General features: G+C 63.6%; 10 protein-coding genes. 3 read left to right on the top strand and 7 right to left on the bottom strand.

Translation table 11 applies throughout. From position 1 onward, the window contains the following. Position 1 precedes the first annotated feature (1 nt). Entirely contained in the window at positions 2–766 is a 765-nt protein-coding gene (locus GCT13_RS07340) for a UdgX family uracil-DNA binding protein (protein ID WP_321574246.1), read from the top strand. 13 nt (positions 767–779) lie between these two features. Here GCT13_RS07340 and GCT13_RS07335 read toward each other — a convergent pair whose 3' ends face one another. Continuing rightward, positions 780–3221, bottom strand: a complete 2442-nt coding sequence (locus GCT13_RS07335) for a hybrid sensor histidine kinase/response regulator (RefSeq protein ID WP_152756447.1) — start codon at positions 3219–3221, stop codon at positions 780–782. A 140-nt stretch (positions 3222–3361) separates the two neighbouring features. After that, positions 3362–3883: an Lrp/AsnC family transcriptional regulator gene (locus tag GCT13_RS07330; RefSeq protein ID WP_152756445.1), complete on the bottom strand. Its 522-nt coding sequence runs from the start codon at positions 3881–3883 to the stop codon at positions 3362–3364. A gap of 197 nt (positions 3884–4080) precedes the next feature. Here GCT13_RS07330 and GCT13_RS07325 point away from each other — a divergent pair, with 197 nt between their 5' ends. Beyond that, on the top strand, positions 4081–5097 hold the full coding sequence (locus GCT13_RS07325) for a 1-aminocyclopropane-1-carboxylate deaminase (RefSeq protein WP_152756443.1): 1017 nt from the start codon (positions 4081–4083) through the stop codon (positions 5095–5097). Between the two features lie 104 nt (positions 5098–5201). Here GCT13_RS07325 and GCT13_RS07320 read toward each other — a convergent pair whose 3' ends face one another. After that, positions 5202–5969, bottom strand: coding sequence for a DUF4410 domain-containing protein (locus GCT13_RS07320; RefSeq protein ID WP_152756441.1), 768 nt, complete (start codon positions 5967–5969; stop codon positions 5202–5204). Positions 5970–6309: 340 nt separating this feature from the next. Between GCT13_RS07320 and GCT13_RS07315 the strand changes: the two genes are divergently transcribed. Then, positions 6310–7125 carry an NAD-dependent epimerase/dehydratase family protein gene (locus tag GCT13_RS07315; protein WP_152756438.1) on the top strand — a complete coding sequence of 272 codons (816 nt, stop codon included), beginning with the start codon at positions 6310–6312 and terminating at the stop codon, positions 7123–7125. A gap of 90 nt (positions 7126–7215) precedes the next feature. Here the strand turns inward: GCT13_RS07315 and GCT13_RS07310 are convergent, their stop codons facing one another. The 4 genes from GCT13_RS07310 to GCT13_RS07295 all read right to left on the bottom strand — a co-directional run bounded on the left by GCT13_RS07310 (position 7216) and on the right by GCT13_RS07295 (position 12923). Next, entirely contained in the window at positions 7216–8439 is a 1224-nt protein-coding gene (locus GCT13_RS07310) for a porin (RefSeq protein ID WP_152756436.1), read from the bottom strand. A 163-nt stretch (positions 8440–8602) separates the two neighbouring features. Then, positions 8603–10363, bottom strand: coding sequence for an L-arabinonate dehydratase (araD, locus tag GCT13_RS07305; protein WP_321574225.1), 1761 nt, complete (start codon positions 10361–10363; stop codon positions 8603–8605). Between the two features lie 143 nt (positions 10364–10506). Next, a complete protein-coding gene (locus GCT13_RS07300) occupies positions 10507–11445 on the bottom strand; it encodes a dihydrodipicolinate synthase family protein (RefSeq protein ID WP_152756431.1) in 939 nt (312 codons plus the stop codon). A gap of 299 nt (positions 11446–11744) precedes the next feature. Continuing rightward, on the bottom strand, positions 11745–12923 hold the full coding sequence (locus GCT13_RS07295) for a PT domain-containing protein (protein WP_152756429.1): 1179 nt from the start codon (positions 12921–12923) through the stop codon (positions 11745–11747). Positions 12924–13009 lie beyond the last annotated feature (86 nt).

The following is a 13009-nucleotide window of genomic DNA, read 5'->3' as shown; positions in this document are numbered from 1 at the left end:
CATACGTGCAGCGCGCACACCTTCGAACGACGTCATGAGCACCCGCAAAACCACTCCGCCATCCGATGAAACGGCTCCGTCGAAACGCGCCGCGCGCGACGATGCGGACGTCGAGCCCGATCAGCAACCCGAGCGCCTCGACGATTGCCGGCGTTGCGCATTGTGGTCGAAAGCGACGCAAGCCGTCGGCGGCGTCGGGCCGAAGCGCGCGCCGATCATGCTCGTCGGCGAGCAGCCGGGCGACAAGGAAGACCAGCAGGGCAAGCCGTTCGTCGGCCCCGCCGGCCAGTTGCTCGACGATGCGCTCGAAGAAGCGGGCGTGGCCCGCCACGATGTCTACGTGACCAATGCCGTCAAGCATTTCAAGTGGGAGCCGCGCGGCAAGCGCAGGATGCACAAGACACCCGCGCAGCGCGAGATCGATGCATGTCACTACTGGCTGGAGCGCGAGCTGAACTCAGTCGGGCCGCGTGTGATCGTTGCGCTCGGCGCGACCGCGTTGAAGGCGATCCTCGATGACCGCGACGCGCGGCTTCAGGCAGTAGTCGGCAAGGTGCTCGAGCACGGCGGCCGGCATGTCGTGCCGACGTATCACCCGTCGTTTGCGTTGCGCGCGCCGGACGAAGCGACGCGTCATCGCACGTACGCGGCGATCGTCGCGGCGTTGCGCGAGGCGGGAACCGTTGCGCATCGGGAAGCAGCGCGCGAAAGCGGCAAGAACGAAGAGCACGACGGCAAGACGCCGAAGCCGTCGAATGCCACGTGATGAACACCGCGCACTAGTCGTGCGAATCGTGCGAATCGAGCGCGTGCTTCAGTTGATCGAACGAATACGGCTTGCGCAACGCGATCCATGCGAACGTCAGCGATGCGTCGCGCAACGGCGCTTCGGCACCCGAAGCAAATACGACTCTCTGCGCCGACTTCATGCCGATCGCCTTGCGCGCGAGATCGAGACCCGACATGCCGGGCAACGTGAGATCGGTGAACAGCACATCGAACGGCTGACGTTGCAGCCACGCCAGCGCCTCTTCCGCGTCGCCCGCCGCTTCGTATCGGTGGCCCAGCATGCCGAGCAGCTCGCACAGCGCTTCGCGCGCATCCGGCTCGTCTTCCACCACGAGTATGCTCAGCACGCGCGTCGTAGCCGGCTCGTCGGCACGCGTCGCGAGCAGTGGGCCGTCCAGCATGTCGCGCAGCTTGCGCGCCAGTTGCAAACGGCTGTACGGCTTTCGCAGCAGATCGGCGCCGTGACGGATCTGCGTGTCGAGCCCCGTCGTGTCGCGCGTATGGCCCGACGTGAACAGCACCTTCAACGCGGGCCGCATCAGCAGTGCCTGGCGTGCCATCTCGGGGCTCAACAGCGGCCCGGGCATCACGATGTCGCTGAACAGCAAGTCGACTTTCGCGCCGCTGCGCAATACGGTCAGCGCTTCCGACGCATCGTTGGCCGTCAGCACGCTATAGCCGAGCTGCGACAGCATGTCGACCACGGTCAGCTGCACGCGCCGGTCGTCCTCGACGACGAGCACCGTTTCGTGCCCGCGCAAGCCCGTCTCCGGCTCCGTCCCGGCTGGCTCGACGGGCAGCGTGACAGCCGCTTCGAGCGAGCGCGGCAGATAGATCGTCACCGTCGTGCCCACGTCCGGCGTGCTCGACAGTTCGATATGTCCGCCGCTTTGCAGCACGAAACCGTATGCCATGCTTAGTCCGAGGCCCGTGCCCTGGCCCTCGGGCTTCGTCGTGTAGAACGGATCGAACGCGCGCTCGACGACTTCGGCGCTCATGCCCGTGCCCGTATCGGCGACAGTCAGCTTCACGTAGTCGCCGGGCCCGATCTGCGAGGCCGTCGTGGGCTTCCTGTCGAGCACGGCATTCGACAGTTCGAGCGTCAGCACGCCGCCCGCCGGCATCGCGTCGCGCGAGTTGATCGCCAGATTGAGCACGACGTTTTCGAGCTGATGCGTATCGACGAGCACGTTCCACAGTTCGCCGTCCGCAGGCGTGTCGTGGATCTTCACGTGCACGCGTTCGCCGAGCGCGCGGCGCAACAGGTCTTCCATGCCGCGCAGCATGTCGCGCAGATTCGCGACGACGGGCAGCAGCGCCTGGCGGCGCCCGAATGCAAGCAGTTGCGACGCGAGCTTCGATCCGCGCTCGACGGCCTCGATCGCGCGGCCGATGCGTGCCCTGCTCCACGCATCGTCCTGTCGTGCGCCGAGCAGTTCGAGATTGCCGCGCAGCACTTGCAGCACGTTGTTGAAGTCGTGCGCGACGCCGCCCGTCAGCTGGCCGAGCGCTTCCATCTTCTGCGACTGAAACAGCGCGTGGCGCGTCTGGTCGAGCAGTTCGGCTGCCTGGCGGCGCTCGGTGACGTCGCGCGTGATCTTCGCGAAGCCGATCAGCGCGCCGTGATCGTCGCGGATTGCATCGATCACGACGTGCGCCCAGAAGCGGCTGCCGTCGCGCCGCACGCGCCAGCCTTCCGCCTCGAAGCGCCCTTCGCGCGCGGCCGTCGCGAGTCCGCGTTGCGGCACGCCCGCGGCGGCATCTTCCGGCGTGTAGAAGCACGAGAAATGCGAGCCGATGATCTGCTCGTCGGTATAGCCCTTGATGCGCCGCGCGCCCGGGTTCCAGTTCGTCACGCAGCCTTCCGGCGACAGCATGAAGATCGCGTAGTCGTTCACGCCCTGCACGAGCAGGCGAAAGCGCCGGTCGCTTTCCATCGCGGCATCGTACGCGTTCTTCTTGTCGCTGATATCGCGCACGACGCGGCCATAGCCGAGCAGCTCGCCGTCGGGCGAATACAGCGCCGTCATGATGACGTTCGCCCAGAAAAGGCTGCCGTCCTTGCGCACGCGCCAGCCGTCGAATTCATGGCGGCCCTCGTCCCGCGCGTGCCGCAGCCCCGTCTCCGGCAGGCCGGCGCGACGGTCTTCTTCGGTGTACAGCACGCGCACATGCTGGCCGATAATCTCGTCCGCCTTGTAGCCCTGAATGGTCTCGCCGCCGCGGTTCCAGCTGATGATCGTGCCATCCGGCGAGAGTGCAAAGATCGCGTAGTCGGTGGTGGACTCGGCCCACAGGCGCAGCCATTCGGTGCTGAGATTCGTGGCGCGCGCATCCATGCCGCTCGCCGCGTCGCACTGCGTCGCGTGCGGGGTGTGTCGTTCCGCATCGGTTCCGGCAGCATTGCCGGCGAGTTTGCTGTCGTCGCTCATCGCCCAATGTCCGATCGTCCCTTCTGGCCGAACCCGGCCTGGCCTTGCCTTATCTTGCCCGGTCCGCGCGGCTATTGTATAAGCGCGCGCCCGTCGTGGGCATGCCGTTCAAACCCTGACGCCACAGCGCTTTGTGCGTATCACAGCGGAAATCTGGTGCTGGAGAGGATTTCCTTGAGCACCATGAAGCTGCGGATTTGCCGCACGCCGGGCAGGTACAGCAATTGCTCCGCATGCAGACGGTTGAAGCTCTCGCTATCGCGCGTTCGCACCAGCATGAAATAGTCGAACTCGCCCGTGACGACGTGGCATTCCATGCAGCCCGACACCTTTTGCGCGGCCTTTTCGAACGCAGCGAACGTCTCGGGCGTCGAGCGATCGAGCACGACGCCGATTACCACCAGCATCCCCGCGCCGACCGCTTTCGGATCGAGCAGCGCGACCGTCGCGCGGATCAGCCCCATCTCCTTGAGCCTTTCGACGCGCCGCAAGCAGGCGGGCGCGCTCAGCTTCACCTTCGCCGCGAGCGCGACGTTCGAAATCGATGCGTCCTGCTGCAGCTGCTTGAGGATCGCGCGGTCGATGCGATCGAGCTGCGAAAGCGGCGTCTGTTCGGTTCGACTCGTGCCTGTACTCGATCTTCGTAATTTTGTTGCGCACATATGTGTTGGTGAAAAACAAAAGAATGTTGATGTCGGTTGTGGCGTTCCAAAAGTATCTCCAGCCGTTTTATTTCGCAAGCTCATTTCGCCGGGTCTTTTCTATCATGTCTGTCAGCGCGCGGCATCGTTTGCCGCTTCGTTTGCGCGCGAACATCGGGCGCTGATGCGTGCCCTTCCCAGACCAACGGACCTCGACCATGAACCTGCAACGCTTCCCCCGCTATCCCCTGACCTTCGGGCCGACGCCGATCCAGCCGCTCAAGCGGCTCTCGCAGCATCTCGGCGGCAAGGTCGAGCTTTACGCGAAACGCGAGGACTGCAACAGCGGCCTTGCGTTCGGCGGCAACAAGACGCGCAAGCTCGAATACCTGATCCCCGATGCGCTCGCGCAAGGCTGCGATACGCTCGTGTCGATCGGCGGCATCCAGTCGAACCAGACGCGTCAGGTCGCCGCCGTCGCCGCGCATCTCGGCATGAAGTGCGTGCTCGTGCAGGAGAACTGGGTCAACTACTACGACGCCGTGTATGACCGCGTCGGCAATATCCAGATGTCGCGCATCATGGGCGCCGACGTGCGGCTCGTGCCCGACGGCTTCGACATCGGCATTCGCAAGAGCTGGGAAGAGGCGCTCGACAGCGTGCGCGCCGCGGGCGGCAAGCCGTATGCGATTCCCGCCGGCTGCTCGGAACATCCGCTCGGCGGCCTCGGTTTCGTCGGGTTCGCGGAGGAAGTCCGCCAGCAGGAAGCTGAGCTTGGTTTCAGGTTCGACTACATCGTCGTGTGCTCGGTGACGGGCAGCACGCAGGCGGGGATGATCGTCGGCTTCGCGGCCGATGGGCGCGCGGATCGCGTGATCGGCATCGATGCGTCCGCGAAGCCCGAGCAGACGCGCGAGCAGATCACGCGTATCGCGAAGCGCACTGGGGAACTGGTCGATCTGGGCCGCGACATCACCACGCAGGATGTCGTGCTCGATACGCGCTATGGCGGTCCCGAATACGGCTTGCCGAACGAGGGCACGCTGGAGGCGATTCGTCTGTGCGCACGGCTCGAAGGCGTGATGACCGATCCCGTGTACGAAGGCAAGTCGATGCACGGAATGATCGACAAGGTGCGGCTCGGCGAATTTCCCGAGGGCTCGAAGGTGCTGTATGCGCATCTGGGCGGCGTGCCCGCGTTGAGCGCTTATAGCTTCCTGTTCCGCGAAGGCTGATTGCGCGGCTGCGTACAGGCGTCATGCCCTCCAACGAAAAATGGCGATGCCCGCACGGCATCGCCATTTGTTTTTCGCAACGTGTCGCGCTTACTTCCCGAGATTTACTTCACGGTATCGCTCGACATCCATCCTTCCGCGACACCGATCTGCGCGACCTGCTTCGCCACCGAATCGGCGAGCTTCTTCGCATCACTCGTGACGGTGTCGCTCTTGTGCTCCGAGCCGACATGCACCGCGCCGCCCACTGCCGCCGATGTCGCGACGTGTCCCACCGCCGCGCCGACACCCGCCGTTTCCGCGACGCCCGGCATATGGCCACTGTTCGCATCGGCGTCGAAGGTCTGCACGAGCTGCGGCATGCCGCCCGCCGGCTTGTACATCACCTGCACATGCGCCTTCACTTCGCTCTTGCCCGCGCCGAGTCCGATCAGCATGCGACGGCGATGATCGCCCGCGTCGATCGACGCGACGTTGCCTTGCACGATCAGCACGTTCTCGTTGGCGGGCGGCGGCGCGTCGGTACGGATCGCGTGTACGCCCATCGATCGCAGCTTCGCGACCACTTCGTCCGTCAGCTCCTCGCCGGCCGCGACGGCTTCCCTGGTCTGCTGCGACGCTTGCGACGAGCCGGAAAAGCTCGTGGTCAGCTTGTGGACGATGCCGCTGTTGTCGAGCTTCACCGCATCCGGATTGCTCGCGAACGTGTACACGTAGACGTTCTGCGGAGTCGCTTGCGTGAGCGTCGAGTATTGGGCCGTGTTCGTGACGCTGGCTGCTGCGCAGCCGCTCAGCAGCATCGCGCTGAATGCGAGCGCAGCCGAAGCGCTGCGCAGAGTCTTGCCACGAACGGAGTGAAGAGAAGCAAACATGTGAAGTCCTGTCATCGGTCAGAAAATTGCGGGGATCGTCCGATGGCGGGTTGCTTCGCTGGTGGCGGCATCGGCGATTTCACGGTTGCGTGAATCGCCGGTTTCGTTGTGTTCTGCAGCTCAGCACGCGGAACGCAGTATGGGTGTGCGGCCGCGCGAAGGCTATCGACGAATTATGTCGGTTCATGTCATCGGCCACGGGGCCTTGCGGGACGGGCGTTGCGAGCTGTTTCTGCGCGGCCTTTTTCTTCGAGCCGATTGCGGCGCGGATGTGTTGTAATACAACTTGTCGCATTGCCCGGAAGTCCCCTGCTAACCCCTTTGCCACAAGGTTTGGACCATGACGAAAAAGATTGCGTTGAGCGGCGCAGGCGGCCAGTTGGGCCGCTTCCTGCGCGTCGCGTTGAACAGGCGCGGCGTGAATCTGCGTTCGGCGGCGGGTTCGCGCGCGCTCGATCCGCTGTTCGACGGCGAAGATGTGATGCACGGTGATCTGCGCGACCCTGCCGTGGTCGACCGGCTGATGCAGGGCGTCGACGTGCTGATCCATCTGGCTGGCACGAGCGTCGAGCGGCCGCTTGCCGAGATCATCGAGAACAATCTGCGCGCGCTCGTCGAAGTGTACGAAGGCGCGCGCCGCCACGGCGTGCGGCGCATCGTGTTCGCGAGCTCAAATCACGCGATCGGCATGTACCCCGTCGAAGACAAGCTGCCGCTCGACTGCGCATTCCGGCCCGACGGTTTCTACGGGCTCAGCAAGGCATGGGGCGAATCGCTTGCACGCATGTACTGGGACAAGCATGGCATCGAAAGCGTGTGCATCCGCATCGGCAGCTGCATCGAGAAGCCGACCGAATTCAGGCACCTGAGCACGTGGCTCGGACATGACGACTTCCTGCATCTGATCGACCGCTGCATCGACGTGCCGGATATCGGCTTCGCGGTGGTCTGGGGCGTGTCGAACAATACGCGCAGCTACTGGGACAATTCGGGTGCCGCGCGTCTCGGCTACCAGCCGCGCCAGAACTCGGAAGACTACGCCGCCGAGATTCTCGCAAAGCCGAATCCGCTCGATCCCGTCGCGCAGCGTTTTCAAGGCGGCGGATTTGTCACGATCGACTACACGCCCCCCGAGAAACGCAACGTGAAGCGCTGAGCACCCGTGTGCACAACGACTGCGATCAATAAAAAAGCGCCGCAATCGCGGCGCTTTTTGCTGGCTTCAATGCGTGAACAACAGTCGGCATCAGAACCGATGCACGATACCCACGCCCACGCCGACCATGCTGCGCGATGACGAAGGCGTCGAGTTGAAGCCGTCGCCGAGTGTCGCCGTTGCGTTGATGATCGACCGGCCGTTCGTGCCGAGCGTTTGTCCGTTTGCACGCTGATACGCCTGCAATGCATACAGGCCCGTGCGCTTCGACAGCGAGTAGTACTCGGACAAATTGAACTGCTGGTACTGCGCGCTGCTCGTGATGCCGTTGGCCTTCGTCGCGCGCGTGTAGCTGTAGCCCGTCGCGAAGTCCCATGCGGCCGTCGGCTTCCAGTGCAGCACGATGCCGCCCGTGTTCCAGATCGCCTCGCTGTGGAACGCCGAGCCGGCGCCGGGAATGTACTGCACGTTCGTGTACGTCGCCGTGATGTCGAACTGGCTGTTGAACGTATAGCCCGCGCCGACTGCGAAGCGCTGCTGCGCCTGCGCCGTCTGATAGCCGTTGGTCACAGCGGAGATGCCGGCCTGCGCGCCCGCATTCGACGTCGTCGAATCGGCACCGAATGCGCCGCCGCCCACCGTCGAGTTGTTGATGCGTGAGAAGCCCACGGCAACACCGACAGGACCCTGCGCGTATTGGACCGCCGCGCTCCACGTCGAGCCCTGGTTCACGCTGCCCGGCACACCGGCCAACGAATACGAGCCGCTGAACTTGAAGCCATACAGCTGCGGCGACATGTACAGCAGCGTGTTGTTCGCGCGATAGATCGTGTCGAGGCCATCCACGTCGCCGGGGTGGGCGCCGTAGAAACCGGTGAGCCAGGTGGTCGGGCTATACAGCGACAGCAGCTGGTAGTACGACGCATACTGGCGGCCCGCCGTCAGCGTGCCGTACGTGCCGTTCGTCACGCCGACGAACGCCTGGCGGCTGAACATCAGGTTGCTCGTCGACATCGCGCCGCTGTTCGCGCTGAAGCCCTCTTCCAGCGTGAAGATCGCCTTCGTGCCACCGCCCAGATCTTCCGCGCCCTTCAGGCCGAAGCGGCTGCCTGCCCACACGCCCGTGATCATCTTGAACGTCGAGTGGCCGCCCGACGTCGAGCCGAGCGTCGTCGAGCTCGACTGATAACCGATGCCGTTATCGACGATGCCGTACAGCGTCACGCTGCTTTGCGCGAACGCGGGCGCCGCCGTGGCCAGCGACGCGCCGATCACCAGTACCGCCTTCACGCCAGGAAATTGCTTCCTTTCCATCCTTATCTCCTCCTTCACTTCGTCTCGATGTTGTTGCGTGGTGTGATCGCGATGCACGGCATGGCGCCGCGTCCGCGAGGTTGCTTCGTTGCTCGCTTCCATTCTTCAAAAGATCAAAAGACGGCTGGCAGGTGTGTCGCGTCGTTGCGCGTGACCTACGCGCTTAGTGAATCTCCGGCTCACCGGACGTGGTGCCCGCGCCGCCGCGTTGCAGGAAATCGAAATCGCAGCCTTTGTCGGCCTGCAGCACGTGGACCTGATGCATCGCGCCGTAGCCGCGCGAGAAGCGCGGCTCAGGCGCGACCCATTCGGCCTTGCGCCGCGCGAGTTCGTCGTCGGGCACGAGCACATTCAGCTTGCGCTGCGGCACATCGAGCTCGATCAGATCGCCGTCGCGCACCAGCGCAAACGGCCCGCCGATAAACGATTCGGGCGCCACGTGCAGCACGCACGCGCCGTAGCTCGTGCCGCTCATGCGCGCATCGGAAATGCGCAGCATGTCGCGCACGCCCTTTTGGAGCAGCTTCTTCGGGATCGGCAACTGGCCCCACTCGGGCATGCCCGGCGCACCCACGGGGCCCGCATGCTGGAGCACGATCACGCAGCTTTCGTCGATGTCGAGGTCTTCGCTATCGATGCGCGCGGCCATGTCGTTGTAGTCCTCGAACACGACCGCGCGGCCCGTGTGCACGAGCAGATGCGGCTCGGCTGCGCCCGGCTTGATCACCGCGCCGTCGGGCGCGATGTTGCCGCGCAGAACAGCGAGACCGTTGTCCGGCATCAGCGGATTGCTGCGCCGGCGGATCACGTCGTCGTTGAAGATCTGCGCGCCTTCGAGGTTCTCGCCGAGCGTGCGCCCGTTGACCGTCTTCTGCGAGCGGTCGATCAGATCGCCCAGTTCCGCGAGCATCGCCTGCAGGCCGCCCGCGTAATAGAAGTCCTCCATCAGATACGCGCCCGTCGGCCGGATGTTCGCGAGCACGGGCGTGCGGCGCGACAGGCTGTCGTAGCGGTCGAGCGTCAGTTCGATGCCCGCGCGGCGCGCGAGCGCGATCATGTGCACGATCGCATTCGTCGAGCCCGACAGCGCGAGGCAGGTCGTGACCGCGTTGTCGATCGATTGCGTGGTGAGGATGTCCGATGGCTTCAGGTCTTCCCACACCATCTCGACGATGCGCATGCCCGTCTTCGCGGCCATCTGCGCGTGACGCGAGTCGGGCGCCGGAATCGACGCGAAGCCCGGCAGCGTGAAGCCGAGCGCTTCGGCGGCGCTCGTCATCGTCGATGCCGTGCCCATCGTCATGCAGTGGCCCGGCGAGCGCGCGATGCCGCCTTCGACGCCCTGCCAGTCCTCTTCCGTGATCTTGCCCGCGCGCAGATCGGCCCAGTATTTCCATGTGTCCGAGCCGGAGCCGAGCGTCGCGCCGTTCCAGTTGCCCCGCAGCATCGGACCGGCGGGAAGGAAGATGGTCGGCAGGTTCATCGAGATCGCGCCCATCAGCAGCGCGGGCGTGGTCTTGTCGCAGCCGCCCATCAGCACGACGCCATCGGCGGGATACGAGCGCAACGTCTCTTCCGCTTCCATCGCGAGGAAGTTGCGGTAGAGCATCGTCGTGGGCTTCTGGAACGGCTCGGAAAGCGTCTGCACCGGCAACTCGATCGGAAAGCCCCCCGCCTGCCAGATGCCGCGCTTTACTTCTTCCACACGCTGCTTGAAGTGCGTGTGGCACGGGTTCATCTCGCTCCATGTGTTGAGGATCGCGATGACGGGCTTGCCCGCATATTCCTCGCGGCTGTAGCCCATCTGCGCGGTGCGCGAGCGGTGCCCGAACGAGCGCAGATCGTTCACGCCATACCAGCGATGGCTGCGCAGTTCTTCTGGCGTCTTCCTCGCTCTCTTCCGTTCGTTTCCGTCGGTGCTCACGTTCGTTTCACTCCAGATCAAGCTTCTGTTCCGCTGTGATGTATTCCACTGCGATGCGGCTGCACGTCATGCGGATGCGCCGCGCGATCGTCGCGCGGCGCATCCGTGGTCATTCGATTCGGGGCAATCGATTCGTTCATCAATCACGCGCGCGCATTGCCGGCAAGCTCGCGTTCGAACGCGAGCAGTTCGCGCGCGGCCTGCGCAATCGCTGCGTGCTGTTCGACGGGCGCTCCGCTCAGTAGAGGCAGAATCGAGCCCATGTCCGCGATGCCCGACAACGTGACGGCATCGTGCAGCACGCGAATCAGCGAGATCTCGTCGCGCAGCGTTTCGAGCGGCATGAACGCGTCGTAGAGGCCCTGTGCTTCCACGTCGCGGCCGGCCTTGACTGCGGCGAGCAGCGCCATCACCGCGTGCGAAGCGATGCAGCCCGAGCCCGTCGTCCACGAAGCGAGGCCGAAGTCGCGCATGTGCACGAGCGCAGGGCGCTCGCCCATGCCGGAGATCACGCGCGAAGCGCTCACGCTTTCCAGCAGGCGCCGCAGGTACGGATCGTCGGCCGGATTGTCGCGGACGATCGCGTACTTCACCGCGATCAGCGTGCCGCGATCGATGAGGCGCGCGAGCGTATCGACGTCCACGTAGTCTTCGCTCTTGATGTAGAGCGTGAGCGGGATGCCCGCCGTATCGACGATGCGTGTGAGCCCCGCTTCGACGCCCGCAGGCGTCGTGAAGCCGGAGAGCGGCAACACCATCGCGGTGCGATACGACGTCTGCGACAGGATGCGCGCCTGGTCGAGCATCTTGCCGAAGTCCGGACCGATGGCAGGAATCACGCGCGTCGTGGGCGCGGCGCTCGCCGCCAGCATGTCGAGCACTTCGCGGTATTCGCTGACGGCCACGTGATAGAAGTTCGCGTTGCCGCCGTACAGCAGCGTGCGCACACCACCCGCTTCGATATGGCGGATCAGCGTCTGGTTGGCGCCGACATCGAGCGACAAATCGGCGCGGCGCGCGAGCGGCGGGACTGCCATCACGGTCGACGCGAATTCGCGCTCGACGATCTGGGACTCGTTCATAGGATCTCGTGGGTCGGATGGGTGGCTGACAAGCCAGAAAGCTACATTGTCGCCGCGATGTTGTCAAACAACTTTGCGAGCGATTGGTGTTTTCCATGAAATCGTTTGACAACGATTTCCGACATACCAGGTCTGCCCGGCCTTGTTCAAACGCTGCATGTCAGCGGCCTCGACACGACATTGCACCGGCATTGGCCACGCGCAGGGGCGAAAAATCAGACCGTCTTCGTTCGTCGGGTGTGTCCACTGAAAGATCGGGGACACACCCTGCTCTGTTTCAGGTGTCGTAGATTTCCGGCTTACCGTCGATCTGCGTCGTAAGGCTCCGCGACTTCGGCATCCGGATGTTTCCGGTTATACGCTTGCCGGATCGTTTCTTTCAGGTTGTACTCGTTCGTCTCGACCGCTCGTGCATCATGTTGATCGGCCATACCATTGCAAATCGCCCCAACCGTCGCAAGTATGATCGATACAAACGGTCCAACGACGGGAATGAAACCGCTAATTCCGCTGATCAGATTGATGACTGCACCGGCGAAATCGAGTCGGTCCTGTTCAGTGAGCGTTCCCGCACGCTGCTTCTTCAAATAAGTATCGAGCGCAACCCCAAACGATACGGCACCCAGACCCGTATTGACTGCGGACGGTACCATTTGCATACGCAGCGGCTTGGATATTTTCATCCATTCCGGCCAACCGTCCGTTTGCTTCAAGAACGTGCTTTGCTTCCCGGCAAACCATTTTCCGTACTTTTCCGCCCATTCCTTCAACCCCTCTACTCCCCTGCCCTTCAGACTCTGAAGTTCTGCGAACGCTGTCTTCGCTTGCTGGAGCGTTTCCTTGCTGTCGTCCATTACCTGGTTGAACAGATCGTAGGCGGATCGCTTCAGCTCGGCGTAGTGATCAAGTTCGCGGACAAGTTCGAGCGCCTGCGCATTCCCCGACACTCTCGCCGCATGGACGCTATCGAAACCTAGCGCTTTGAGTCGCGAGATTTTCTCTTGCGCCTTCGCGTCGATCTTCATGATATTTTCATGCGTATCTTTCGCGATATCGGCCGCACGTTGGTGGAGACTCTCCCCTATTCCCTGCAATTCAAAGTACTCGGGCGCAATCTCGCGCGTTACATCCTGCAGGACGAGTTGCTGAACGTCCGGGTGCGAAGCTTCAAGTTTCGACAGCACCCTGTCACGCAGGCGTTGCTGCTCCTCGGACACTTGCGCGTCGATAGACTCAGTCTCAGCCTTCTCCCTGGTGTCAATCTGCTCAACAAGCGGATCGTTGGAGCCCAGACTGTCAAATTCATCACCGGACCCCGTCGTGGGCGCGCCGCTGGGTCCTGGCGTAGGTGCGCGGCTGGGTCCTGGCGTGGGCGCGCTGCTGGGACCTGGCTTGGGCGAAGGCTGTGTCGGTCCCTGTACCGGAACGGATTTAGCTTTTTGTTTATCCGCATACACCTTGGCGAGATGATTGCCCAAGTCGGCGCCAACGCCCAAGGTCAACTCGTTAACCCCTTGACCCAAACTCGTAGCCGCCGTGGCGAAATCTTTCCACGCGTCCTTGT

Source organism: Paraburkholderia franconis (assembly GCF_009362735.1).
GTDB lineage: Bacteria > Pseudomonadota > Gammaproteobacteria > Burkholderiales > Burkholderiaceae > Paraburkholderia > Paraburkholderia franconis.
Note: the sequence above shows the minus strand (reverse complement) of the source record. Positions and strands in the feature narration are given on the sequence as shown.

Bases quoted from the DNA above. Each gene is read 5' to 3' on its own strand.
- GCT13_RS07325 (WP_152756443.1), top strand. From the start codon at position 4,081: ATGAACCTGCAACGCTTCCCCCGCTATCCCCTGACCTTCGGGCCGACG.
- GCT13_RS07320 (WP_152756441.1), bottom strand. From the start codon at position 5,969: ATGTTTGCTTCTCTTCACTCCGTTCGTGGCAAGACTCTGCGCAGCGCT.
- GCT13_RS07335 (WP_152756447.1), bottom strand. From the start codon at position 3,221: ATGAGCGACGACAGCAAACTCGCCGGCAATGCTGCCGGAACCGATGCG.
- GCT13_RS07300 (WP_152756431.1), bottom strand. From the start codon at position 11,445: ATGAACGAGTCCCAGATCGTCGAGCGCGAATTCGCGTCGACCGTGATG.
- GCT13_RS07310 (WP_152756436.1), bottom strand. From the start codon at position 8,439: ATGGAAAGGAAGCAATTTCCTGGCGTGAAGGCGGTACTGGTGATCGGC.
- GCT13_RS07315 (WP_152756438.1), top strand. From the start codon at position 6,310: ATGACGAAAAAGATTGCGTTGAGCGGCGCAGGCGGCCAGTTGGGCCGC.
- GCT13_RS07330 (WP_152756445.1), bottom strand. From the start codon at position 3,883: ATGTGCGCAACAAAATTACGAAGATCGAGTACAGGCACGAGTCGAACC.